The organism is Blattabacterium sp. (Cryptocercus punctulatus) str. Cpu (genome assembly GCF_000236405.1).
Lineage (GTDB): Bacteria > Bacteroidota > Bacteroidia > Flavobacteriales > Blattabacteriaceae > Blattabacterium > Blattabacterium punctulatus.
The window spans coordinates 484,023-509,088 of record NC_016621.1 but is presented as its reverse complement, the minus strand read 5'-3'; the positions used below and the strand labels follow the sequence as shown (position 1 = coordinate 509,088).

General features: G+C 24.5%; 28 protein-coding genes, 3 tRNA genes and 1 other RNA gene. 14 read left to right on the top strand and 18 right to left on the bottom strand.

Annotation, left to right across the window (positions count from 1 at the left end; translation table 11 throughout):
- Nucleotides 1-4: 4 nt before the first annotated feature.
- Complete coding sequence (ybeY, locus tag BLBCPU_RS02480; protein ID WP_014246426.1) at nt 5-424, bottom strand: rRNA maturation RNase YbeY; 420 nt, start codon at nt 422-424, stop codon at nt 5-7.
- A gap of 41 nt (nt 425-465) precedes the next feature.
- On the opposite strand from ybeY, the gene BLBCPU_RS02475 reads away from it, so the two are divergent.
- Together BLBCPU_RS02475 and BLBCPU_RS02470 are read left to right on the top strand one after the other, a co-directional pair.
- Entirely contained in the window at nt 466-1,203 is a 738-nt protein-coding gene (locus BLBCPU_RS02475; RefSeq protein ID WP_014246425.1) for a phosphatidylcholine/phosphatidylserine synthase, read from the top strand.
- 5 nt (nt 1,204-1,208) lie between these two features.
- Entirely contained in the window at nt 1,209-1,979 is a 771-nt protein-coding gene (locus BLBCPU_RS02470) for a 3'-5' exonuclease (protein ID WP_014246424.1), read from the top strand.
- An 11-nt stretch (nt 1,980-1,990) separates the two neighbouring features.
- On the opposite strand, the gene htpG is transcribed toward BLBCPU_RS02470, so the two are convergent.
- From htpG to rpmB, 5 genes are read right to left on the bottom strand one after another with little or no spacing between them, the layout of a single operon-like run.
- Nucleotides 1,991-3,835, bottom strand: coding sequence for a molecular chaperone HtpG (gene htpG, locus BLBCPU_RS02465; protein ID WP_014246423.1), 1,845 nt, complete (start codon nt 3,833-3,835; stop codon nt 1,991-1,993).
- 39 nt (nt 3,836-3,874) lie between these two features.
- Nucleotides 3,875-4,873, bottom strand: coding sequence for a signal recognition particle-docking protein FtsY (gene ftsY, locus BLBCPU_RS02460; RefSeq protein ID WP_014246422.1), 999 nt, complete (start codon nt 4,871-4,873; stop codon nt 3,875-3,877).
- A 30-nt stretch (nt 4,874-4,903) separates the two neighbouring features.
- A complete protein-coding gene (locus tag BLBCPU_RS03000) occupies nt 4,904-5,068 on the bottom strand; it encodes a DUF4295 family protein (protein ID WP_014246421.1) in 165 nt (54 codons plus the stop codon).
- 2 nt (nt 5,069-5,070) lie between these two features.
- Nucleotides 5,071-5,253, bottom strand: coding sequence for a 50S ribosomal protein L33 (rpmG, locus tag BLBCPU_RS02455; protein ID WP_014246420.1), 183 nt, complete (start codon nt 5,251-5,253; stop codon nt 5,071-5,073).
- Nucleotides 5,234-5,479: a 50S ribosomal protein L28 gene (gene rpmB / locus BLBCPU_RS02450; protein ID WP_014246419.1), complete on the bottom strand. Its 246-nt coding sequence runs from the start codon at nt 5,477-5,479 to the stop codon at nt 5,234-5,236. Before rpmB ends, rpmG begins: the two co-directional genes overlap by 20 nt.
- Nucleotides 5,480-5,601: 122 nt before the next feature.
- Here rpmB and BLBCPU_RS02445 point away from each other — a divergent pair, with 122 nt between their 5' ends.
- The 3 genes from BLBCPU_RS02445 (at nt 5,602) to BLBCPU_RS02440 (ending at nt 6,722) form a co-directional block, all read left to right on the top strand.
- Nucleotides 5,602-6,318 carry a YebC/PmpR family DNA-binding transcriptional regulator gene (locus tag BLBCPU_RS02445; RefSeq protein WP_014246418.1) on the top strand — a complete coding sequence of 239 codons (717 nt, stop codon included), beginning with the start codon at nt 5,602-5,604 and terminating at the stop codon, nt 6,316-6,318.
- An RNA gene (rnpB, locus tag BLBCPU_RS02945) (RNase P RNA component class A) lies at nt 6,318-6,624 on the top strand. Before BLBCPU_RS02445 ends, rnpB begins: the two co-directional genes overlap by 1 nt.
- Nucleotides 6,625-6,634: 10 nt before the next feature.
- Nucleotides 6,635-6,722 (top strand) — tRNA-Ser (locus BLBCPU_RS02440).
- On the opposite strand, the gene BLBCPU_RS02435 is transcribed toward BLBCPU_RS02440, so the two are convergent.
- From BLBCPU_RS02435 to rho, 3 genes are all read right to left on the bottom strand, one after another.
- Entirely contained in the window at nt 6,723-7,874 is a 1,152-nt protein-coding gene (locus BLBCPU_RS02435) for a DNA recombination protein RmuC (protein ID WP_216858782.1), read from the bottom strand.
- Nucleotides 7,875-7,936: 62 nt separating this feature from the next.
- A tRNA-Met gene (locus BLBCPU_RS02430) sits at nt 7,937-8,009 on the bottom strand.
- 62 nt (nt 8,010-8,071) lie between these two features.
- The gene (rho, locus tag BLBCPU_RS02425) at nt 8,072-9,628 is read right to left on the bottom strand and encodes a transcription termination factor Rho (RefSeq protein WP_014246416.1); all 1,557 of its coding nucleotides are present in this window, start codon (nt 9,626-9,628) and stop codon (nt 8,072-8,074) included.
- Between the two features lie 131 nt (nt 9,629-9,759).
- Here rho and BLBCPU_RS02420 point away from each other — a divergent pair, with 131 nt between their 5' ends.
- Nucleotides 9,760-10,161, top strand: a complete 402-nt coding sequence (locus BLBCPU_RS02420; protein ID WP_014246415.1) for a DUF4293 family protein — start codon at nt 9,760-9,762, stop codon at nt 10,159-10,161.
- 74 nt (nt 10,162-10,235) lie between these two features.
- Nucleotides 10,236-11,363: a peptide chain release factor 1 gene (gene prfA, locus BLBCPU_RS02415; RefSeq protein WP_014246414.1), complete on the top strand. Its 1,128-nt coding sequence runs from the start codon at nt 10,236-10,238 to the stop codon at nt 11,361-11,363.
- Here the strand turns inward: prfA and accC are convergent.
- Genes accC through rpmF form a run of 3 tightly spaced genes read right to left on the bottom strand, consistent with a single transcriptional unit; the run spans nt 11,332 to nt 13,430 of the window.
- Entirely contained in the window at nt 11,332-12,702 is a 1,371-nt protein-coding gene (gene accC / locus BLBCPU_RS02410; RefSeq protein ID WP_014246413.1) for an acetyl-CoA carboxylase biotin carboxylase subunit, read from the bottom strand. The two genes, prfA and accC, sit on opposite strands and share 32 nt — an antisense overlap.
- 22 nt (nt 12,703-12,724) lie before the next feature.
- Nucleotides 12,725-13,204: an acetyl-CoA carboxylase biotin carboxyl carrier protein gene (accB, locus tag BLBCPU_RS02405; protein ID WP_014246412.1), complete on the bottom strand. Its 480-nt coding sequence runs from the start codon at nt 13,202-13,204 to the stop codon at nt 12,725-12,727.
- A 43-nt stretch (nt 13,205-13,247) separates the two neighbouring features.
- A complete protein-coding gene (gene rpmF, locus BLBCPU_RS02400) occupies nt 13,248-13,430 on the bottom strand; it encodes a 50S ribosomal protein L32 (RefSeq protein WP_014246411.1) in 183 nt (60 codons plus the stop codon).
- Nucleotides 13,431-13,555: 125 nt separating this feature from the next.
- Between rpmF and proS the strand changes: the two genes are divergently transcribed.
- Nucleotides 13,556-15,028: a proline--tRNA ligase gene (proS, locus tag BLBCPU_RS02395; protein WP_014246410.1), complete on the top strand. Its 1,473-nt coding sequence runs from the start codon at nt 13,556-13,558 to the stop codon at nt 15,026-15,028.
- Here the strand turns inward: proS and BLBCPU_RS02390 are convergent.
- Nucleotides 15,025-15,969, bottom strand: a complete 945-nt coding sequence (locus BLBCPU_RS02390; protein ID WP_014246409.1) for a dihydroorotate oxidase — start codon at nt 15,967-15,969, stop codon at nt 15,025-15,027. The two genes, proS and BLBCPU_RS02390, sit on opposite strands and share 4 nt — an antisense overlap.
- 75 nt (nt 15,970-16,044) lie before the next feature.
- On the opposite strand from BLBCPU_RS02390, the gene pyrF reads away from it, so the two are divergent.
- Together pyrF and BLBCPU_RS02380 are read left to right on the top strand one after the other, a co-directional pair.
- Nucleotides 16,045-17,412 (top strand): orotidine-5'-phosphate decarboxylase, encoded by a 1,368-nt coding sequence (gene pyrF, locus BLBCPU_RS02385; protein WP_014246408.1) that lies wholly within the window; start codon nt 16,045-16,047, stop codon nt 17,410-17,412.
- 122 nt (nt 17,413-17,534) lie between these two features.
- Nucleotides 17,535-18,107 carry a MarC family protein gene (locus BLBCPU_RS02380; RefSeq protein WP_014246407.1) on the top strand — a complete coding sequence of 191 codons (573 nt, stop codon included), beginning with the start codon at nt 17,535-17,537 and terminating at the stop codon, nt 18,105-18,107.
- Nucleotides 18,108-18,149: 42 nt separating this feature from the next.
- Here BLBCPU_RS02380 and BLBCPU_RS02375 read toward each other — a convergent pair whose 3' ends face one another.
- Both BLBCPU_RS02375 and fbp read right to left on the bottom strand, forming a co-directional pair.
- On the bottom strand, nt 18,150-18,503 hold the full coding sequence (locus BLBCPU_RS02375; protein WP_014246406.1) for a ribonuclease P protein component: 354 nt from the start codon (nt 18,501-18,503) through the stop codon (nt 18,150-18,152).
- 7 nt (nt 18,504-18,510) lie between these two features.
- Nucleotides 18,511-19,500: a class 1 fructose-bisphosphatase gene (gene fbp, locus BLBCPU_RS02370; RefSeq protein WP_014246405.1), complete on the bottom strand. Its 990-nt coding sequence runs from the start codon at nt 19,498-19,500 to the stop codon at nt 18,511-18,513.
- A 207-nt stretch (nt 19,501-19,707) separates the two neighbouring features.
- Here fbp and BLBCPU_RS02365 point away from each other — a divergent pair, with 207 nt between their 5' ends.
- Both BLBCPU_RS02365 and BLBCPU_RS02360 read left to right on the top strand, forming a co-directional pair.
- Nucleotides 19,708-20,472, top strand: a complete 765-nt coding sequence (locus BLBCPU_RS02365; RefSeq protein WP_014246404.1) for a 1-acyl-sn-glycerol-3-phosphate acyltransferase — start codon at nt 19,708-19,710, stop codon at nt 20,470-20,472.
- A complete protein-coding gene (locus tag BLBCPU_RS02360) occupies nt 20,472-20,954 on the top strand; it encodes a ribonuclease HI (protein ID WP_014246403.1) in 483 nt (160 codons plus the stop codon). The genes BLBCPU_RS02365 and BLBCPU_RS02360 overlap by 1 nt, the downstream gene beginning before the upstream one ends.
- On the opposite strand, the gene BLBCPU_RS02355 is transcribed toward BLBCPU_RS02360, so the two are convergent.
- Nucleotides 20,947-21,744 carry an RNA methyltransferase gene (locus tag BLBCPU_RS02355; protein WP_014246402.1) on the bottom strand — a complete coding sequence of 266 codons (798 nt, stop codon included), beginning with the start codon at nt 21,742-21,744 and terminating at the stop codon, nt 20,947-20,949. The genes BLBCPU_RS02360 and BLBCPU_RS02355 overlap by 8 nt on opposite strands.
- A 13-nt stretch (nt 21,745-21,757) precedes the next feature.
- Here BLBCPU_RS02355 and BLBCPU_RS02350 point away from each other — a divergent pair, with 13 nt between their 5' ends.
- Both BLBCPU_RS02350 and BLBCPU_RS02345 read left to right on the top strand, forming a co-directional pair.
- Nucleotides 21,758-22,183, top strand: coding sequence for a deaminase (locus BLBCPU_RS02350; protein WP_014246401.1), 426 nt, complete (start codon nt 21,758-21,760; stop codon nt 22,181-22,183).
- Between the two features lie 128 nt (nt 22,184-22,311).
- Nucleotides 22,312-22,394, top strand: a tRNA-Leu gene (locus BLBCPU_RS02345).
- 23 nt (nt 22,395-22,417) lie between these two features.
- Here the strand turns inward: BLBCPU_RS02345 and ureC are convergent.
- Together ureC and BLBCPU_RS02335 are read right to left on the bottom strand one after the other, a co-directional pair.
- The gene (gene ureC, locus BLBCPU_RS02340) at nt 22,418-24,124 is read right to left on the bottom strand and encodes an urease subunit alpha (protein WP_014246400.1); all 1,707 of its coding nucleotides are present in this window, start codon (nt 24,122-24,124) and stop codon (nt 22,418-22,420) included.
- Nucleotides 24,121-24,750, bottom strand: coding sequence for an urease subunit gamma (locus tag BLBCPU_RS02335; RefSeq protein ID WP_014246399.1), 630 nt, complete (start codon nt 24,748-24,750; stop codon nt 24,121-24,123). The genes ureC and BLBCPU_RS02335 overlap by 4 nt, the downstream gene beginning before the upstream one ends.
- Nucleotides 24,751-25,066: the final 316 nt, after the last annotated feature.

Below are 25,066 nucleotides of genomic sequence, written 5' to 3'. Positions count from 1 at the left end.
TTTTCTATTGAAATAAAATTAAATAAAACTCTTCTTTTTTTCTCATTAATTTTTTACTTTTTATTTTTTTATCATCATACCCCAAAAAATGTAATAAAGCATGGATCATAACACGTTTTAATTCAACTTTAAAAAATTGATTCCATTGTTTAGAATTATCTAAAACTCTATCTATGCTAATATAGATATCTCCTGATATATACTTTTTTTTTTTATCAAATCCTGAAAATGCTATGACATCAGTGTAATAATCTTTTCGAAGAAATTTTTTATTTATATTTAAAATATAATTATCACTACAAAAAATATAATTAATATCTCCAACATATTTTCCTTCATTTTTTAATATAATACAAATAGATTGAATAAATATAGATTCATTTTGAATAGAAAAATTAGAAATTTCGTAAAAAAAATTTATCATAGCGTATAAAAAATAAAATATTATTTTGATAATATCATATAATGAAAAAAATAACAAAAATTATTCCAAATATTTTTACTCTATTAAACTTATTTTTTGGGTGTATTTCTATTATTTTTTTACAATCAAAACTTTTTGAATATTCTGCTATTTGTACAACATTTTCATTAATTTTTGATTTTTTAGATGGATTTATATCTAGATCCATGAAAATAGAAAATAAGTTTGGTAAAGAATTAGATTCCTTAGCAGATATGGTATCTTTTGGGTTAGTTCCATCGATAATAGTTTTTCTTTTGTTTCAAAATATGAATGGTAATCAAAAAAGAATACCATTCATAGAATGGTCTTCTTTTTTGATTACCATATTTTCGGCATGGAGGTTAGCTAAATTTAATATAACTTATTATATGGATAAAAAAAATTATGGGTTGACCACTCCAGTGAATACCATATTTTTTACTTCTTTATCTATTATAATGAAAAAATATATACCTAGTAATCATATAAATATTATAATAAAAAAAATGATATTTTCTCCTATTATAATGTTTTTCATAATTTTTTTTTCCTGTTATTTTTTAATAACTAAAATACCAATGATTTCCTTTAATTTTTATGGTATTTCTTGGAAAAAAAATAAAAAACGTTATTTATTTTTACTAATGTGTCTACTTCTTTTATTAACTTTAAATATAGTAGCTATTCCATGTATTATCATTTTATATATGATAACTTCAATTTATTTTCATAGATTTAATAGAAAAAAATTACATTAAAAAACATGAAATTACAACTAAATCGTCCTATTTGTTTCTTTGATATAGAAGCTACAGGAATAAATATTGGAAAAGATCGAATTATAGAAATCTCTATATTGAAAATATTTCCAAATGGGAAACAAGAAGATAAAACTTGGCTTATTTTTCCTGAAATGCCTATACCACCAAAATCTACCGCTATTCATGGAATAAAAGATGAAGATGTAGAAGGAAAATTACCATTTAAAAATGTAGCGATACCGATTCTAAAAATGATTGAAAATACGGATTTAGCAGGTTATAATTCTAATAGATTTGACATTCCCATTTTAGTGGAAGAAATGTTACGTGCAGGAATTTCTTTTGATATCAAAAAACATAATACAATAGACGTACAAGTAATTTTTCACAAAATGGAACCTAGAAATCTTTCAGCTGCTTATAAATATTATTGTAAAAAAAATCTTGTAAAGGCCCATAGTTCCAAAGCAGATACATTTGCTACGTATGAAATATTACTTGCTCAATTAGAAAAATATAAAGATCTCAAAAAAGATGTGAAAAGTCTAAACAAATTTTCTTATCAAAAAAATATAGCCGATCTTGCTGGTTTTATAAAAATAGATGAAAATGGGGATGAAATATTCAATTTTGGAAAATATAAAGGAGAAAAAATATTCAAAATTTTTAAAAAAGATACCAATTATTATGATTGGATACAAAATTCAGATTTTCCTTTATATACAAAAAAAGTATTAACAAGTATTAAATTAAAAAAATTTAATAATAACTAACTAATTGATTTTTATTGATTAGTAAGATCTTCTATTTTTTTTGAAATAAAAATAATGAGATTTTTTCCTTTTAATAAATTATTTGATAAAAGTGTAAAATTTAAAGCTTCTTGAATAAGTTCTTTTTTTCTTGCATTACATGATTGCATTAATATTTTCTTCATTAAAATATGATTTGTATTGACAATTAATTGATAAAATTTTTCTTTATCATGTTTTATAATATTTTTTCCTAAAGTACTAATTTCTCTCATTCTTCTTATAAATTCTGGTATAATGATCAAAAAAGGAGGATCAATTTTAGATAAGTTTTCCAATTTTACGGAAAACTCATATTCTTTTATTAAATTTTTATTTACAAAATTTTTTAAATCTTCTTTTTCTTTTTCAGAAAGTTCAGAATAATATTTTTCTTTTTTATTATCGATTAATTTATCAATATGATCTGAATCTACACGAACAAAAGAAATATCATTATGAGTAATTTCCAATTTTTGTATTAAATGTGCTGTAAGTGGACTATTTAAAATTAAAACTTCATAAGATCTTTTTTCTGCTTCTTTAATATAACTATATTGTTTTTCTTTATCTGAAGTATAAAGAAAAACAATTTTTTCATCTTTATTTTTTTGAGAATTTTTTACTTTTTCTTTTAATTCCTCTAAAGTAAAAAATTCTCCATTTATTGTAAGATAAATGAAAAAATTATTAGCTTTATCAAAAAAATTTTGGGTACTAATCATCCCATATTCTATGATAATTTTTATGTATTCCCACTTTTTTTGAAAATTTTTTCTATCTTTTTTAAACATAGAATTAAGTTTATCAGCAATTTTTCTTATTATATATTTTGATATATTTTTTACTGATGTATTCAATTGAAAATGAGAACGTGAAACATTCAGAGGAAGATCTGGGGAATCTATAATTCCCTTTAATAAACTTAGAAAATCTGGAACTATTCCTTTTAAATTATCTGTTATATAAACTTGATTTTTATATAAATGAATTCTACCTTTTTGAACATTTATTTTATTTTCTATTTTTGGAAAATATAAAATGCCTGTTAAATGAAAGGGATGGTCTATATTTAGATGAGCCCAAAATAATGCTTCTTCTAAATCTTTTGGATATAATTCATGATAAAAATTTAAATAGTCTTTGTCACTTAAATGAATAGGATTTTTTTTCCAAATAGGATCAATATTGTTGATTCTAATTTCTTTTTCTTCTTCTTCTGAAAATAGGAATATAGGAATCGGCATAAATTTACAATATTTATGAAGTAATTTTAAAATACGATTGTATTCTAAAAATTCTTTACTATCTTCATTAAGAAATAAAATTATTTCTGTTCCTCTTTCTCTTTTTTCAGTTTCTACCATACGAAATTTTGGAGTCCCTTCGCATGACCATAATACTGTATATGAATTTTTTATATAAGATTGAGTAATAATAATTACCTTTTTTGCTACCATAAAAGAAGAATAAAATCCTAATCCAAAATGACCAATGATAGAAGATGCATTATCTTGATATTTTTGAATAAATTCTTCCGCTCCAGAAAAAGCTATTTTATTGATATATTTTTCTACTTCTTCTTTTGTCATTCCAATTCCATTATCAATGATATGAATTGTATTATTTTTTTTATCTATTCTTATTTTAATTTTCAATAAATTATCATTAATTATCTCATCTATTTCATTTACTTTTTCTAGAATTTTTAATTTTAAAATTGCATCTGTTGCATTGGAAACTAGTTCTCGTAAAAAAATTTCTTGATCAGAATAAAGAAATCTTTTTATAATTGGAAAAATATTATCTGAAGTAACACTAATTTTATTATTTTCCATAATTAAAAAATTTTAATAAAAAATAGAAAAAAAATAAGATCAATTATCTTGTATTATATCTTCTTTATTTTTTTGATAAGTAGTACTAAGAAAAAAAGAATCGATAAATTTTTTACCATCAAATTCTTTCAAATCTTGTATTTTTTCTCCTATTCCAATATATTTAATAGGTATTTTAAATTGATCCACAATTCCTATGACTACTCCTCCTTTAGCAGTACCTTCTAATTTTGTTAATATTATAGAAGAAATTTTCACAAAAAAAGAAAATTTTTTCACTTGTTCAAACGCATTTTGACCCGTTGTAGAATCCAAAACAAGTATAATTTCATGAGGAGCTTCAGGTATAACTTTTTTCATAACCCTACTTATTTTAGCAAGTTCTTCCATAAGTCCAATTTTATTTTGTAATCTACCAGCTGTATCAATCAATACAACGTCCATATTTTTAGATTTTGCAGATTGCAAAGTATCGTACGCAACAGAAGCTGGATCTGCATACATATGTTGTTTGATCAATGGAATATTTACTTTTTTTGACCATATTTCAAGTTGTCGTATAGCCGCTGCACGAAATGTATCCGAAGCTCCTATAATTAAATTAAATCCTTTTTTTTTTAAAAAAAATGCTAATTTACCAATAGTAGTAGTTTTTCCTACTCCATTGACACCAATTATCATAATTACATATGGTTTTTTTTTATATTTTTTTATTGTTCGTTCTAACCCTTCATTTTTAATATCCATAAAAGGGACTTTCATTTCTTCTTTCAAAAATTCATATAATTTTTGATCATCTTCATATTTTTCCTTTTTAATTCTATTTTTAAGATTATGAATGATTTTAATGGTAGTTTTGGTCCCTATATCCGAAGATAATAATATATCTTCTATATGATCTAGAAATTCTTCTATATCAATTTTCAATGTTGATTTTCGTGAAAAAATATTTTTTATTCTAGAGAAAAAGGATTCTCTAGTTTTTTTTAATTCCTGATCGAATGCTTCTTTTATTTTATTTTTTTTTAGAAAAAACATTTTTATTGATTGAATTTAAATACTAAACAATTAATTTTTCATTTTATACTGGAAAAATTTATCTACTTCATTATCGGTTATGATTTTATTTTCAAAAGTGTAAAAACCTGATTTTTTAGATTTAATTACTCGAATAGCCATAATCATCTTTTTATCATTTTTTTTATTTTTATTTTCTACAATTTTTTTAGACATATTTATTTTATTTCCTTATAAATTGTGTATTTTCTCAATTTTGGATTATATTTTTTTAATTTCATTCTATTTGGAGTATTTTTTTTATTTTTTGTAGTAATATATCTATAGGAGCCAGAAACCCCCGTTTTTTTTTGTTCAGAACATTCCAATATTATTTGTATTCTATTTCCTTTCTTTCCCATAATATTTATATTTAAAACGTTTTAATGTATTTTCAATTCCAATTTTATTAATCAATTTAATAACAGAAGTACAAATTTTTAAAGTAATCCATTTTTTTTCTTTTGTTAAAAAAAAACGTTTTTTGCATAAATTTATATTGAAACGACGTTTATTTTTATTGTTAGCATGAGAAACTCGATTCCCTATCATTGCTCTTTTTCCTGTAAGTTCACAAACTTTTGACATAATTATTTTTTTTACTAAATTGTTTTTTCAATTTTTTATTTATAGTTAGTGATTTTTTAGCGAAGATAGATAAAAAAAATCTGTCTATTCAAAAGTACTTTATAAATAATTATAAAAATTCCATGTCAGGACATAGCAAGTGGACAAATATCCAACATAGAAAATCTCATCAAGATTTTATAAAATCTAAAAAATTCTCTAAAATCATTAAAGAAATTTATATGGCTGTTAGAGAATTAGGATCAAATAATAATTCTTTTCGTTTGAAAAAAGCTATTATTAACGCAAAATCATTGAATATCCCCAAAATAACTATAGAAAAAACTATACAAAAAGCTTCAAAAAATAATAAAAATAATTACAAAAATTTAAATTTAGAGGGACAAATACAAGGAATTAGTTTGATTATAGAATGTATGACGGATAATAGTATTAAAACTACTTCCAATGTAAAAATTTTTTTTAACAAAAATGGAGGAAGATTATTTCATAATGGAACATTGACTCATTTATTTAATCGGATAGGTATTTTTTCTATAAAAAAAAAAGATATTCCTTGCTCAATGGATAATTTTGAATTAATTTCCATAGATTTTGGAGCAAAAGAGATCAGAAAGGATGAAAAAAAAATGTATATATATACAGATTTTAAATATTTTGGTTTAATGAAAAATAATTATGAAAAATTAAAAATTGTTCATAAATCTATCATCCAACGAATTGCTAAACATCCTAAATTTATTTCAAAAGAAAATGGGAAAAAAATATCAAATTTTATTGAAAAACTTAAAAAAAATGAAAATATAAAAAATATTTACTCCAATATGGTAATAAAATAAAAGTAAGACGTCCTATCACATTATTAAATAATGAGGAAAGTCCGGACACCATAGAGCAGTACAATGGATAACATCCATCCACCGTAAGGTGAGGAATAGTGCAACAGAAAGGAAGTACATAATATATATAAAAAAAATATAAGCTGTAGTGAAATCATGTAAACTCTGTACGGTGAAATGCCATATATACCGGAAAACTGACTCGGTTGATACCGGGGGGTAGGCAGATAGAGATAATAGGTAACTACTATCCTAGATAAATGATAGGTATAAAAACAGAATCCGGCTTATAGTTTTACTTTTATTTTGGATTTTAGGAGAGATGGCCGAGAGGATTAAGGCGCACGCCTGGAAAGCGTGTTCACAAAAAAAAAGTGTCAAGGGTTCGAATCCCTTTCTCTCCGCTAATAATTATCTATATCTCTTAATTTTTTTTCAATTAAATTTTTCCTAACACCCATTACTTTATCTATATTTTTCGTAGCTTCTTGTAATTTATCTTGTGCTTGATGAAGTAATGATCCAAATTTTATAAATTCTTTTTTTACAGTTTCTAAAACTTTCCATACTTCGGAACTTTTTTTTTGAATAGCTAAAGTACGAAACCCAATCTGTAAACTATTTAACATAGCAGCTAATGTAGAAGGTCCGGTAATTACAATTTTATATTTTCTTTGTAATTCTTCTAATAAGCTGGAATTTTTTACTATTTCAGCATATATTCCTTCAAATGGCAAAAAAAGAATAGCAAAATTAGTAGTATGTGGAGGATCTATATATTTATCATTAATATCCTTAGACATTTTTTTAATAACAGATACCATATTTTTTTTAGCTATTTCTATAATTTTTTTTTCTCCTAAATTATAAGCTATTTGTACTTTTTCATAAGTTTCTTTTGGAAATTTTACATCAATCGGTAACCAAATAATATTTCCATCTCCAAGTCCTGGAAGTTTAATAGCAAATTCCACTACAAAATTTGTACTAGATTTAGTCACTACGTTACAGGCATATTGTTCTGGGGATAGAATCTGTTGCAAAAGCATAGATAATTGCATTTCACTAAAACTTCCACATATTTTTACATGATTTAAAGTCCTTTTTAAAACATTTACATCCTGTGCTAAATTCTTCATATCTCCCACACTTTCCTGTAAAAAAGACAAATGATTTCCAATTATTTCAAAAGATTTATCCAAATGTAAACTCAAAGAGTTTTGAAGTTTTTCATTCACATTTTCTTTAATTTCTTCTAATTTTTTCTCTGTTATTCTAACCAATTTTTCTTGTTCTAAATGAATAAAATTTAATTTATTAGATTGATTTTCAATATAAAACTGAATTCTTCCATCAATAGAATTTTGAAAATCTATTATAGATTGTACCATTTCATTCTTAATCTCTTTAAAAGAATTTTCAAATTCAATTCTATCATATTGAAATATTTTTTGTATTTCATTTCGATGATCTTTTAATTTTTCTATTAAAAAACATTCTAATTTTCTAAAAAAATAGATAAATATAAAAAAAATAAAAGAACATAAAATTCCCAAAAAATAATAGAATACCATAAAAAAAAAATATATTAAGAATTTTATGAAGTTATCAAAAAAAATAGCGGGAATAGGACTCGAACCTATGACCTTCGGGTTATGAGCCCGACGAGCTACCAACTGCTCCATCCCGCGTCGTATTATTCATAATATAATGTTTTTCATTAACAAAATCAAGTATCAATAAAAAATTTTGATCATCCATTCATTGATATTAAAAATTCTTCATTATTTTTAGTTCTAGCCATACGAGATCTTAAAAATTCCATGGCTTCTACTGGATTCATATCGGAAAGATGTTTTCGTAAAATCCACATTCTTTGCAATGTATTTGTGTCTAATAATAGATTATCCTTTCTTGTACTAGATGAAACAAGATCAATAGCTGGATAAATTCGTTTATTAGAAATTTTTCTATCTAATTGAAGTTCTTTATTTCCGGTCCCTTTAAATTCTTCAAAAATAACTTCATCCATTTTTGATCCTGTATCAATCATAGCGGTAGCAATAATAGATAAAGAGCCTCCATCTTCTATATTTCTAGCCGCACCAAAGAACCTTTTTGGTCTATGCAAAGCATTGGCATCTACTCCTCCTGATAAAACTTTTCCAGAAGCTGGAGAAACTGTATTATATGCACGTGCTAAACGGGTGATAGAATCTAATAATATAACAACATCATGAGAACATTCTACCATTCTTTTAGCTTTTTGTAATACAATATTAGCTACTTTTACATGTCTTTCTGCTGGTTCATCAAAAGTAGAAGCGATTACTTCTCCTTTAACATTTCGTTGCATATCTGTAACTTCCTCTGGTCTTTCATCAATAAGTAAAATAATTAGATAAACCTCAGGATGATTAGCAGCAATAGCATTAGCTATTTCTTTTAATAAAGTAGTTTTTCCTGTTTTTGGAGGGGCTACAATCATTCCTCTTTGTCCTTTTCCTATTGGTGTGAAAAGATCTACTATTCTTGTAGAAAGAGTCGCATTTTTTTCAGCTAATTTAAATTTTTCATTGGGGAAAAGTGGAGTTAAATGTTCAAAAGAATCTCTTTCTCTTACAAAAGAAGGATTTCTTCCATTAATTTCAATAACTTTAATTAAAGGAAAATATTTTTCTCCTTCTTTAGGAGGACGAACCTCTCCTCTTATCGTGTCTCCAGTTTTCATTCCAAAAAGTCTAATTTGAGATTGAGAAACGTAAATATCATCAGGAGATGATAAATAATTAAAATCAGAAGACCTTAAAAAACCATAGTTTTCTTGCATAATATCTAGAACTCCTTCACTAATTATAATTCCCTCAAATTCATATTCAGGAGCACGATATTTATTGGATGCTTTTTGTGAAAATCTACTATCTGTAGTACTAATAGGAGTTTTAAATTCCGATCTATCAATTTTTTTCCAACTTGGAAAATATTTTTTTTTATATTTTCCAGTTTCTTCTGGAATGTTGGAAGATGTTTTTAAATTTTCCTTAGGAATAAATTTCTTTTTTTCATTAATATTTTCTGAAAATTGGATCTTAGATTCTGTTTTTTTTATAATTTTAAATCCTTTTTTTAATAAAGAATTTTCTATCTTTGAAGAAGACATTTGAGGATATTTTTTTTTATTGAAAATGGAAATTATTTTTTCTAGGAGTTCGTTTTTTCGTAATTGTGTACATTTTTTTAATCCTAAAGAACGAGCAATCTCCTGTAATTCAAAAAGTTTTTTACTTTTTAATTCAGTAATATCATACATAATGAAAGTAATTGGGTTAGATTTTATATATGCCAATCTTGGCTTTTAAGATAGTATCTTTACTATAAATGCAATTATACAAATTAATTTGAATTTCAATCTAAAAAATTATAAAATATTTTTTTAATCTTATGTTATACCGAATACAAACTTTTTATTTATTTTTATCTATATTAATTTCTTCTATTTCTTTATATTTATACGTTTATTATTATCAACAAAAAGAAATAAAAAATTCCTTTTTTATAGATAAAATATTTCTAATTTTTTTAATTATAACTTTCATTTTATCTATTATAAGTCTTCTTTTTTTTAAAAAAAAAAAAATTCAAATTTTTTGTAATTGTTTAAATATACTTATAAATAGTGCTACTTTAATATACATTATTTTTTTTTCGTATTATTATAAATATTTTTTAATAACAAAAAATCTTATTATTCTTATATTATCAACGATGTTATTTCTATATCTTTCTAATAAAAAAATAAAAAAAGATATAAAATTAATTCGTTCTATGAATAGAATACGATAATAAACATTTGGAAAGAAAAATATAAACATAATAAATTATAAAATATTTTTTTTTTACTTAACGAAAAAAAAATAATGAAAAAAAATTCGTTGATTAATAAATTTGAAGTAATTGAAAAAGAATTTCAAAAAATATCAAATTCTATTTTAGATCCTAAAATTATATATAATAGAAATCAAAAAAAATATAAAATATACTTAAAAAAATATCGAATATTGAAAAATATAATGGATATTTATGAAATATACAAAAAAAAATTATCCTCTCTTCAAGAAGCCAACGAAATTTTAAAAAATGATTCTGATCCTGAAATGAAGGAAATAGCTTATTTAGAAAAAAATAAAATTTTAGAAGATTTATATTCTATTGAAAAAAAATCATATAATATTCTATTTTCTAATATAAATACAGAAGAAAATGACGATGATCATAGAAATGCAATTGTAGAATTACGTTCTGGAACAGGAGGAGATGAAGCATGTCTTTTCGTAGAAGATATATTAAGAATGTATATAATGTATTTTAAACAAGTAGGTTATAAATATGAAATTATAAATATTCAAAAAGGAGGAATTAAAGGATATAAAGAAATAATTTTAAATGTAAGTGGAAATAATATCAAAGGAGGAGTTTATGGAAACTTAAAATTTGAATCTGGAGTACATAGAGTGCAAAGAATTCCAAAGACTGAATCTCAAGGAAGAATACATACATCGGCTATTACAGTTGCTGTACTTCCTGAAATAAAAGATATAGAGATGGACATACATTTATCTGATATAAAAAAAGATACATTTCGATCTAGTGGTTCTGGAGGTCAACATGTAAATAAAACAGAGTCCGCTGTACGGTTAACTCACTTGCCAAGTAAAATTACGGTAGAATGTCAAGAAGAACGCTCTCAACATAAAAATTTTGAAAAAGCTATGAACGTTTTACGATCACGTCTTTATCAAAATGAAATAGAAAAACAATCTAAAGAAAGATCTATAAAAAGAAAATCTTTAGTCTCTACAGGAGATCGATCTGTAAAAATACGTACCTATAATTATCCTAAAAAAAGAGTTACAGATCATAGAATTCATAAATCTATCCATGATCTTACAGGATTTATGAATGGAAATATTCAAGAAATAATTGATTTTTTAAAATTTTTTGAAAAAAAACAAATCAATAATTTGAATGATCATTATCAAATTTAGAATCTAAGTGAAGTTTTTTTAAAAAATTTGTATTATAATTTCCTTTTAAAAAATCATTATTTTGCATAAGCTGTCTATGAAAGGGAATGGTAGTCCGAATTCCTTCTATTAAAAATTCTTCTAAGGAACGCCGCATTTTTTCAATAGTTTCTTTTCTACTTTTTGCAGTGGTGATAATTTTTGCAATCATAGAATCATAATGATGTGGTACTCTATATCCAGCATAAATATGCGTATCTATACGGACACCTTTACCTCCTGGGAAATGTATTTGAATAATTTTTCCGGGAACAGGACGAAAATCTTGATAAGGTTCTTCAGCATTAATTCTACATTCTATTGAATACATTTTTGGATAATAATTTTTCCCCGAAATTTTTTTTCCATAAGCTAAAAAAATTTGTTCTTGTACAAGATCTAAACCGGTTATTTCTTCGGTAATAGTATGTTCTACTTGAATTCTTGGATTCATTTCCATAAAGTAAAAATTTTTATTTTTATCTACTAAAAATTCTATAGTTCCTATACCTTCATAATGAATAAATTCTGCAGCTTTTACAGCTTCTTCTCCCATTTTTTTTCTCAAAGAAATAGTTAAAAATGGAGAAGGGGCCTCTTCTACCAATTTTTGGTTTCTTCGTTGAATTGAACAATCTCTTTCGGATAAATGACAGGATTTTCCATATCGATCACTAATTATTTGTATTTCTATATGTCTTGGATCTATAATTAATTTTTCTATATACATATCTGTTTTTCCAAAACATGCTAAAGCTTCTTTTTTTGCTTCTTCCCAAGATATTTTTAATTCTTTTTTATCCAAAACCGATCGTATTCCTTTACCTCCACCTCCATAAACTGCTTTAATAATAATAGGATATCCTATTTTTTCTGCTATTTTTTCCACTTCTTTATAAGAAGATTCCACACAACAATCTGATCCAGGTAAACACGAAATTCCAGCATTTTTCATAGTTTTTTTAGCTGATATTTTATTACCCATCTGAATTATTTGATTTGGACGAGGACCAATAAATTTAATTTTATGTTTTCTACACATAGATGAAAAATAGGCACTTTCGGATAAAAATCCATATCCAGGATGAATAGCATCTGCATTAGTAATTTCAGCAGCAGATATTAAATTTGGAACATTTAGATAAGATTGATAAGAATAAGGAGGGCCAATACATACAGCTTCATCCGCAAAATAAACATGAAGACTATATTTATCTGCGGTAGAATAAACAGCTACTGTTTTTATTCCCATTTCTTTAGCGGTTCGTATAATCCGTAAGGCAATTTCTCCACGATTAGCTATTAATATTTTTTTAAACATATATTTATTAAAGTTACAATAACTAATAATTAGGATCTAAAATAAATAAAGGTTGATCATAATCAACTGGAGAAGAATCTTCTACAAGAATTTTAACAATTTTTCCATCTACTTCAGATTCTATATCATTAAATAACTTCATGGCTTCTATTACACAAACTTTTTCCCCTATTTTTATTTTATCTCCAATATTAACAAAAGGATCTTTATCTGGATGTGGTCTACGATAAAAAGTTCCAATCATAGGAGATTTAATGGTTAAATAACGATCTTTTTCAATATTTTTTTCTTCTAATTTAGAAAATTTATCGTAAAAATCAGAAATATGGGAAGATCTTTTTCTATGATTTTTTGTAAAAATTGGATTCAATGTATTTTTTTTCTTTTTTCTAAATATTTTATTTTTAATATGAATTTTTGTTTCTCCTATTTTAATCATTATTTCATAAATATCAGATTTAGAAATAAATTGAATAAGCGATTTAATATTTTTGTAATCCATTAAGTTTTTCTATAAAATAAATAAATAATTAAATGAATATGGATTATTTTTTTTTCAATACCTTTTTTCCTCTGTAAAAAAGTTTTTCTTCATGCCAATAAGCATTATGATATAAATGCTTTTGATTAGTTAAAGAACATTTAACTAATAAAGGTTCCTTTATTTTTAGATGAGTTCTTCTTTTATTTTTTCTGGATTTAGATTGTCTTCTTTTAGGATGTGCCATGATGATATAACGTATTTATTTTTTTAATTAATTACTAATTTATAGATAAAATCAAATGTATATATAAAATAATTTTTTATATTTATCATATCCTTTTGATTTTCAATTAATATTAATAAATCAATATGCATAAATTAACTAAACGTAATGAGGATTATTCCAAATGGTATAATGATATTATCATTAAATCTGAATTAGCAGAATTTTCTGGAGTTCGTGGTTTTATGATTATTAAACCATATGGATTCTCTATATGGGAAATAATGCAAAAAAAATTGGACAAAATGTTTAAAGAATCGGGACATAAAAATGTTTATTTTCCCTTATTAATTCCTAAATCTTTCTTTTCAAAAGAAAAAAAACATATTGATGATTTTTCGAAAGGATGTGCTATAGTTACGCATTACAAGTTTAAAAAAAATAAGAACCAAGAAAAATTAACAATTGATTCAAAATCTAAATTAAAAGAAGAATTAGTAATTAGACCAACTTCTGAAAGTATTGTATGGAAAACTTATAGACGTTGGATTCAATCTTATAGAGATCTTCCTATTCTTTTTAATCAATGGGGGAATGCTATTAGATGGGAAATGCATACTCGTTTATTTTTAAGAACTTCTGAATTTTTATGGCAAGAAGGTCATACAGCTCATTCTACAAAAAATGAAGCTATAGAAGAAACTAAAAAAATATTAAATATTTATACTAAATTTTCAGAAAATATTATGGCTATTCCTGTATTGAAAGGAATAAAACCTTATATGGATAAATTTTCTGGATCTGAAACTACTTATTGTATTGAAGCGCTTATGCAAGATGGAAAATCACTACAAATTGGAACTTCGCATTTTTTAGGTCAAAATTTTTCAAAAGTTTTCGATGTAAAATTTACTAATAAAAATGGGGGTAAAGAATACGTATGGTCTACCTCTTGGGGTGTATCTACTAGATTAATTGGTGGATTCGCAATGTTACATTCAGATGATCATGGTTTAATATTACCTCCAAAAATAGCGCCTATACAAACTGTTATTATTCCTATATATAAAAACCAAAAAGAATTAGTTAAAATAAATGAAATAGTTGAAAAAATTAAAAAAATTCTTAAAAATAAAGGAATTAGTATAAAATATGATAATAGAGAACTTTTTACTCCAGGATGGAAATTTCATGAATACGAAATGAAGGGAATTCCCATACGGATTAGTATTGGAGAAAATGAAATAAAAATGGAAAAAGTTGAAGTATTTAGAAGAGATACTTACGAAAAATCACATATATCTTGGAATAAGATAATCACATTGATTCCAGAACTTCTTGAAAAAATACAAAAAAATATTTATCAAAAAGCTTTAAATAGAACAAAAAAATTAACCATTATTTCAGATCATTATGAAGACTTTAAAAAAAAAATAAAGGATAAAGGAGGTTTTATTCTTGCTCATTGGGATGGTACTATAAGTACAGCAAAAAAAATTCAAAAAGAAACTGAGGCTACTATACGTTGTATTCCTATTCCAAATGAAAAAAAAATTGGAAAATGTATTTATTCTGGTTCTCCTTCTACTCAACGAGTAGTTTTTGCTAAATCTTATTAAAATACATTTAATTTTCCTTTAAAACTATTTAAAGATGAATAATTTTTATTTTTTAGAATAGTAATTAATTCCTTGATTAATCTATCAAATACAGGAATTCCTTCTTTTAAAAATTGAGTCCCAATCTGAACTGCAGATGCTCCACACAATATATATTCAAATACATCTTTTCCAGTACAAATTCCTCCACATCCTATTATAGGAATATCTTTACGAAGATAAGTATAAAATTTCCGAACATTAGCAAGTGCAAATGGTTTTATCGAGAATCCACCTATTCCACCAAAACCTTTTTTTGGATGAATCACTACAGATTCTTTATTGATATCAATGCAAATACCATTTGGTAAACTATTAATACAAGTAATAAAAGAAATAGGGTATTTATTTAATATAAAAGCCATTTTTCTAAAATGAAAATCTTCAAAATAAGGAGGTAACTTAACTCCTAAAGGTTTTTTATAGAATTGAAATAGATTTTCTAAAAAGTCTGAGATCTTAGAAAAATCGTAACCTAATATTTTATCTTTTTCCAATAAATTTGGACAGGATAAATTTAATTCTATAGCATTTATATTTGAAGAAATATTTGCTTTACGAAGAATAAGATAGTTTTCTTCGATAGAAAGTCCTGATATAGATAATAAAAAAGGTTTTTTAGAATTTTTTTTTTCTAAAAAATCTAAATAAAAATCTATTCCAAGATTTGGCAATCCCATAGAATTAATACTTCCTCCCTTCCATTCAAAATACCTTGGTTTTAAATTACCCTTTCTTGGTTTTATAGTACAACTTTTTGTAACTACAGCTCCTGAAGAACTAATCATAAGATTATAAAGTTCTTTTTCGGTACAACATAAAATCCCTGAAGCATTCATGATACATGATGAAAATTTTATTCCATTTATATTAGTGGAAATATCTATTTTTTTCATAATCATAGCATATATATTATGTAATATTACAAAAGAATCCCAAAAGTATAAAATTTTTAACTTTACTAAAAAAGGTTTTTTATGAAGGACAAGGAACAATTTTTTTTTAAAATTTATAATTTAGGGATTCTTAAATTTGGTCATTTTACCTTAAAAAGTGGAATAAATTCTCCCATATATATAGATTTACGTCCAATTGCTTCTAGACCAGATTTATTAATAAAACTATCGGATCTTCTTTTAAATGAAGTTCCACCTCATACATTTGAATTAATTTGTGGAGTCCCTTATGCAGCTTTACCTATAGCTACTGCTTTATCATTAAGATCTAATATTCCTTTAATTATTAAAAGAAAAGAAAATAAAGGTTATGGAACAAAAAAAATGATAGAAGGAATTTACAAAAAAGGACAAAAATGCCTTATCATAGAAGATGTAATAACGAGTGGAGATAGTTTATTAAAAACCGTAATAGATCTTGAAAAAGAAGGATTGATTATAAAAAATATTTTATCTATTCTTGATCGTGAACAAGGAGGAATAGAAAATATAAAAAATAAAGGATTTAATATACGATCTTTATTTCGTATAGGAGAAGTTTTAAAAATATTAGAAAAAAAAAATCTTTTAAAAGAAAAAGAAATACATATAATTAAGTTTTTTTTCCAAAAAAAATATATAAAAAATATTCAGAAAAAACGTATTTCTTATGAAGAAAAAAAAGAAAAAATTTATCATCCAATCGGAAAAAAACTTATTGATATAGCATTAAAAAAAAAAACTAATTTGATTTTTTCAGCAGATTTAATACATTCTGAAAAAATTTTAGAGTTAGTAAATTTAATTGGAGATCAAATTTGTGGATTAAAGCTTCATGTAGATATTATTAGTGATTTTTCATTTTCATTTATAAGCTTTCTTAAAAAAATTTCTTTAAAAAAGAAATTTTTATTATTTGAAGATAGAAAATTCTGCGATGTAGGACCTACAAATTATCTTCAACTACATCATGGTATACATAAAATTTCTTCTTGGGCAGATGTGATTACAGTACATGTACTTGCAGGAAGTAAAAGTATAGAAAATTTAAATATTCCTTCTAATATTGGATTAATTACTATATCTGAAATGTCTTCTTATGGAAGATTATCTGATGATAACTATATAAGAAAAGCATTAAATATTTCTTTAAAAAATTCAAAAGTAATTGGGACAGTAGCACAAAGAAAAGTTGACAATAGATTATTATTATTTACTCCTGGTATACATTTTTCTGATTCAATAAAAAACTATAAAGGAAATAATTACATTCATCCTAATCAGGCTTTTATAAAAAAAAAATGTGATTTCATTATTGTTGGAAAAGCGATTTATCAATCCGATAATCCAAAAATAGTTGCAGAAAATTATAGAAAAGCAGGATGGATAGCCTATGAAAATAGCTTTTAAAAAAGTAATAAACATAAAAAAAAAATATATTTAAATTTTTTTTTTCAAATTAATAATACTGATTGTATTTTTGTTTAATTTGTGATTTTAATATTATATTAATTATGAATATATTTTAGAATATGAAATGGATACATTCATTAATAAGTTGTTTTATGATACTTTTTAGTATTATAGATATACTAGGAAATGCACCGATAATTATGGGATTTAAATCTAAAGGAAATATTATAGATACTAAAAAAGTAATAATATCTTCTTTTGTTATATTTTTATCTTTTTTATTTTTAGGTCTTCCTATGTTAAAAATTATCGGTGTAGATATCTATTCTTTTTCGGTAGCAGGATCTATAGTTTTATTTTTAATAGGACTAGAGATGATATTAGGTATAGATATTCATAAAGTTACAAAAAATTCTCAAACTTCTATCGTTCCAATAGCCTTTCCACTTATAGCTGGCCCAGGATCTTTAACCACTTTAATTTCACTAAGGTCAACTTATGATGTTAATATTATTCTTTTATCTTTAATTATTAATATGATAGTGGTCTATTTGGTGATAGATAAATGTGATTTTATTGCTAAAACAATAGGAAATAATGGATTAGATATACTAAAAAAAATATTTGGAATTATTTTACTTGCTTTTTCAGTCAAAATATTTGGAGCAAATGCAGGTCAATTATTTCAATAATTAATAAGGATTGTGACTCCATAATTATTTATTACCATTTAATTACTTCATAAAATATTTTTTTAACAGATTGATTAATTTCTTCGAAATTTGGTAAAACAACTCCTTTATAAAAAAAACTATATGATAGCTTTTATATTTATCTTTTTTTTCTTCTAAAATAGATTTATTACATAAAAAAGAAGACCGTAATAAACGTTTTATTTTATTTCTATGAACCGATTTTTTAAAATTTTTTTTTTTTACTAAAGTTCCAATTAGTTTTATCCCTTCAGGGTATCTTTTATTTGAATATAATAGTACGTATGTATAAATAGGAAAAAAAAATAAGGATTTTCCATATTTAATTGTATTAATAATGTTTGTTGATCTTTTTATTTTTAATTGAACTTTCATACTTTACTTATGAATTTATAAATTCTTCTAATTTAGTAACCATCCTTACAGGTCCACAAATAAATGGTGTTCTTTGATGCAAATTTAAAGGTTCTATATCTAAAATTCTATTTTCCCCATCAGAAGCTTTTCCACCAGCTTGTTCCGTTAAAAAAGCCATAGGATTACATTCATAAAGTAATCTCAATTTTCCTTTTGGAGAATATGCTGTTTTAGGATAAATATAAATACCTCCTTGGATCATATTTCTATGAAAATCTCCTACTAAAGAACCAATATAACGTGCTGTATAAGGACGATTTTCTTTTTTTTCTTGACAATATCTTATAAATTTTTTGATTCCGTTAGGAAATCTAGAATAATTTCCTTCATTAATAGAGTAAATTCTTTCTATTTTAGGATAACGAAGATTCGGATGAGATAAATAAAAGGTCCCAACCGATGGGTCTAAAGTAAACCCATGGACTCCATTTCCTGTAGTATATACTAATATTGTAGATGATCCATAAATAATATACCCTGCTAAAATTTGTTTATTTCCTTTCTGTAAAAAATCGTCAATTGTTAAATTCATAGAAGATTTTCTCCTATATACTGAAAATATAGTACCAATTGATACATTTACATCTATATTTGATGAACCATCCAGTGGATCTATTAAAACAATATATTTTTCTTGAAAAGAATTTTCTTTTTCTCCCTTTACAACTATAAAATCTTTACTCTCTTCTGAAGCAATTCCACAAACTATATTTCTGCTTTTCAAGGATTCTATGAAAACTTGATGAGCAAAATTATCCAATTTTTGTTGATTTTCTCCTTGTATATTAATAATTCCAGAATTTCCTATAATTTTTTCTGTTAACCCAGCTTTATTAACTTCCTTATTAATTGCCTTAGCAGCTAGCTTTATAGAACTAAATAAACGCAATAATCCTTCTGTAGGATACGAAAAATGATCTCTATTTTCTATAATAAATTCTCCCAATGTATACATGTATCAGGAAATACTTTATATAAATATCAGATTTTTTTATAAAACCCATTTTTATAGAAAAAAATTTCTTGAATTATTTTTTAAACATAAAAAAAAAGTTTTAAATTTTTTAAAATTTATCTGAAAAAAAGTAAAAAAATAAAAACAAAATACATTATGATAAATCATATGAATGAATTACAATATATTGATAAATTTCGTTAATTAATGAAAATTATTCAAGTATCATTAATATTATTATGGCGTATATGGTTTTTTATAATAAATATATTTCTAATACCATTATTAGCAGGAGCTTCAATTCCATTTCTATTTAAAGAGAAATATTATTATATCGCATATTGGTTTTACCAAATTTGGGCTAGAAGTAATCTTTTTCTTATGGGTTTTTGGTATGTATTAGAAAAAAATAAAGAAATTTTAGATAAAAAAAAACAATATATGATTATTAGCAATCACAGTTCTATCATGGATATTATGTTAATTTATTCTTTGATGAGAAATCATCCTTTAGTTTTTGTAGGAAAAAAGGAATTAGCTAAACTTCCTTTTTTCGGATTTGTTTATAAAAGAAGTAATATATTAATAAATAGAAAAAATTTGTCTAGTTGTATGCAAGTATTTAAACAAATACAAAAAAAAATTGATTCTGGAAAAAGTATTTGTATCTTTCCAGAAGGTGGAATTCCTAATCCCTCTATTTTTTTAGATCATTTTAAAAATGGAGCTTTTTATATAGCCATAATAAAAAAAATATCGATTATTCCATTTACTATAGCTGATATAAAAAAAAAGTTTCCTAAATCTCCTATAAAAGGAGGACCTGGAAAAATACGTATCAAACAACACCATTCTATTTTAACAAAAAACTTATCCTTAAAAGACAAAAACTTTCTAAAAGAAAAATGTTTTAATTTAATCCAATTTCAATTAAAAAAATTTGAACGTGAAAAAAATAAACAGATATTTTAGTGAATAAAAAAATTCATATTTACACTGACGGATCTTCTAAAGGGAATCCTGGTCCAGGAGGATATGCAATTTTTATAGAAATTGCCGGAACGTCATATTGGAAAATTATTTCCGAAGGATTTCGTTATACAACCAATAATAGGATGGAGCTATTAGCTATAATAGTTGGTCTAGAAAAAATTACGAAAAAAAAACAAAATATTATTATTTTTACTGATTCTAAATATATAATAAATTCTATTCAAAAAAATTGGATTTTTAAATGGAAAAAAAATAACTTTAAAAAAAAAAAAAATGTGGATTTATGGATACGATTTTTAAATTTATTTCATAAACATTTTATTATTTTTCAATGGGTTAAAGGTCATTATCTTCATTATATTAATGATTATTGCGATCGATTATCTGTAGAAGCATCCAAAAGTAAAAAATTGAAAATAGATCATGTATATGAAAAAGAAAATTTAAAAAAAACTATTTAGAAAACTTATATGTATTTCTTTGTCTAATTATTTCATAGATAATTACAGATGTTGCATTACTTACATTCATAGAATCGATAGATCCAAACATAGGAATCGTTATTATTTGATCGGATATATTAAACCATATATTGGATACTCCTTTGCTTTCGGAACCTAAAACAATAGCTAAATGTGAAGAAAATTTAGTTTGATATAATTTTTTAGATTTTTTATTATGGAATCCTGTTACTACAATTTCTATGTTTTTTTCTTGTAACCAAGAAATAATTGATTTTATTTTTTCTATAAAAATTCTTTTTGTAAAAACACATCCTACACTACATCTAATGACATTAGGATTAAAAATATATGTTTTCGTATTACATAATATAATAAAATGTACTCCTGCTGCATCAGCAGTCCTGAATATAGATCCCAAGTTTCCGGGTTTTTCTATTCCATCCAATATAAGAATAAAAGGATTTTTAGGAACTTTTATACTTTCTAAACTAAAAAATTTTTTTTCCTTAAATAAGGCAATTATTCCACCTGAATTTTTTCTACATGCTAATTTTTGAAAAGTTTTTATATTAATAATAAATACAATATTATGAAAGGATTTTATCATATTATTTTGATAAAATATATTTTTACATATAAATATTCCTATTGGTCTATAATTTCCTATTATAGCCATTTCAAATTCTTTGACTCCTTCAACAAGGAACATTTTATTCTCCTTTTTTTTTTTATAAATCTTGATTAAATTTTTAATTTCTATATTACGTAATCCATGTTTTTTTTCCATAAAATATTTTATAATGAATTGTGAAATTTATAAAAAAAAGGATATAATTTATATGAATAAAGCCATAAAATATTCTAAATTATCTTATTGTAAAAATAAAAAAGTAGGAGCTATTATAGTAAAAAATCATCGGATTATATCCTATGGATATAATGGAACTCCAAGTGGATTTGATAATATATGTGAAGATCAAAATGGAAATACTAAATGGTATGTTTTACATGCAGAAGCAAATGCTATATTAAAAATGGCTTTTTCTTCAAAATCTTGTAAAGATTCGTATTTATATATTACACATTCTCCATGCAAAGAATGTAGTAAATTGATTCATCAATCTAAAATTAAAAGAGTGGTATATTTACATAAATATTCCGAAAAAAATGATGGATTAAATTTTTTAAAAAAATCAAAAATTATAATACATAAACTTATTTATTAAAGATCATTTATACGCTATATTTTGATATTATGTTAATTTTTTATATCATATAGATATACATAAAAAAATAGAAAAAAAAATAGTTTAATACTATTTTTTTTTAATAAATAATAGAAGATATCTAAAGAATCCAGATGGCGGAATAGGTAGACGCGCTAGACTCAAAATCCAGTGATTTGAAATCATGCGGGTTCGAATCCCGCTCTGGGTATTTTTTTTATCTATTCATAAAATTTAGAATAAAAAATATCTTTGAGAAAGAGGTAAAATATCCGATGGATGGGATCTTATTTTTTCTCCATCTATATAAACGCTATAGGTTTTTGGATCTATTTTTATATCTGGAGTCACTCCATTTAATATCATATCTTTTTTAGATAAAATCCGACATCCTTTTACTATTTTAAGTTGCTTTTTTATTTCATTTTTTTCTATAAATCCATCGTTTATCGCATGGATAGAAATAAAAATACTACTCAATTTTGGTTCAAAAAAACCAAACATTTTACGATACATAAATGGTTGAGGAGTAGGAATAGTAGCATTAGGATCTCCCATGCTGGCGTAGACAATCATTCCACTTTTGATTACTAATTCCGGTTTGACTCCAAAAAAAGACGGTTTCCATAAAACTAAATCTGCCATTTTTCCAAGATGAATTGACCCAACATATTCTGAAATTCCATGAGTAATAGCAGGATTTATGGTATATTTAGATATATATCTTTTTACTCTAAAATTATCATTTTTATGAGAATCTTTATTTAAAGATCCTCTCTGTTTTTTCATTTTATCAGCCGTTTGCCAAGTACGTTTTATTATCTCTCCAATTCTTCCCATAGCTTGAGAATCAGAATTGATCATACTAATAGCTCCTATGTCATGTAATACCCCCTCTGCACTAATCGTTTCAGATCTAATACGTGATTTTGCAAAAGCAATATCTTCTGGAAGATTAGAATCTAAATGATGACATATCATTAACATATCTAAATGCTCATCAACAGTGTTATAAGTATAAGGCATAGTTGGACTTGTAGATGATGGTAAAACATTCAAATAAGATATAACTTTCAATAAATCCGGAGAATGTCCTCCACCTGCACCTTCTGTATGATAAGTATGAATGGTTCTATTTTTAAATATTTTTAAGGTATCCTCTACATAACCTGATTCGTTTAAGGAATCTGTATGAATATTAACTTGTACATCTAATTTTTCCGATACTTCTAAACACTGATCTATAACATATGGAGTACTTCCCCAATCTTCATGAATTTTTAATCCACCTGCACCAGCCTTTATTTGTTCAATTAAAGCTTCAGGATTAGAACTGCTACCACTCGCAAGAAAAACAAAGTTTATCGGAATGTGATCGGTACTTTTTAACATTCGTTGAATATTCCATACTCCAGAAGTACAATTAGTTGCTATAGTTCCTGTAGTAGGACCGGATCCTCCACCAACAATAGTTGTTGTTCCATTTTCTAATGCTACTTCAAATAATTGTGGACATATAAAATGAACATGACTATCTACACTTCCAGCTGTCACAATCATCTTTTCTGAAGAGATTATTTCAGTCCCCACTCCAATATACATATTTGGAGTTACTCCATCCATAAAATATGGATTTCCTGCTTTTCCAATCCCAACAATCACTCCATTTTTTATTCCAATATCTGCTTTTACAATCCCCCAATAATCAATAATCACGGCATTAGTTAATACTAAATCTAAAACTCCTTCATTGTTCGTTACTAATGGATGTTGTCCCATTCCATCTCGGATAACTTTTCCTGCTCCAAAAATACATTCATCTCCATAAATGGTATAATCTTTTTCAATTTCAATCCATAAAGACGTATCTCCTAAACGAATTTTATCTCCTTTTGTAGGTCCATACATATTGGCATAAGATTCTCTATCTATTTTTTTCATATTTTCGTATTTTCTTTTCCAGAAAAACCATAAATTTTTTTGAGACCTCCTATTTTTACCAAAAAAATTTCTTTTGTTTCTCCTGGTTCAAAACGGATAGACCTACCAGAAGGTATATCGAGTCTATATCCTTTAGTTCCATTTCTATCAAAATGAAGATAAATATTGGTTTCATAAAAATGAAAATGAGATCCTATTTGTATAGGACGATCTCCCATATTAGAAACTATTCTTTTTATACGAGATCTACCAGGTAATAAAGAAATATCCTCTTGAAGAAGTTTATATTGTCCTGGAATGAAATTTGATTTTTTTTTCAGTATTTTTTTAATAGGATTGTGTATAGTTACTAATTTTGTTCCATCAGGAAAAGTAGCTTCTATTTGAATATTATGAAGTAATTCATATACTCCATCCATCACTTGACCATCGTGAAGAATATTTCCAGCTTCATAGATAAGTTCTTTCACTGTTTTTCCATCACGTGCACCTTCCATAACATAATGAGTGATAAAAGCTACAGATTCAGGATAATTCAATTTTAATCCTCTTTTTAAACGTTTTTTTGCTAATTCTCCAGCCATATGTAGAATAATTTTTTCCTTTTCATAAAAAGTTAAGTGCATACTTTTTTTATATTTTGATTCATATTTATAAAAAACGAACATTCTAATTTTACAAATTTAAAGTAATATATTTATTTCTCATTTTTTTTTATCAAAAAATAGAATAATAATATAAAAATTACACGATTTTTATTAACAATATAACAAATATGATTCCAAAAAATGTTTATATTTTTAGGTATTTTAGAATTTTATATTTACTAATTTTATGAAATATTTTTATTGAAAAAAAAGTTTAATAAATAAATAGGAATTCTAAATGAATAAAATGGATTTTAAAAAAAATTACTCCTACTTTTTTATCATTATTTTTTTT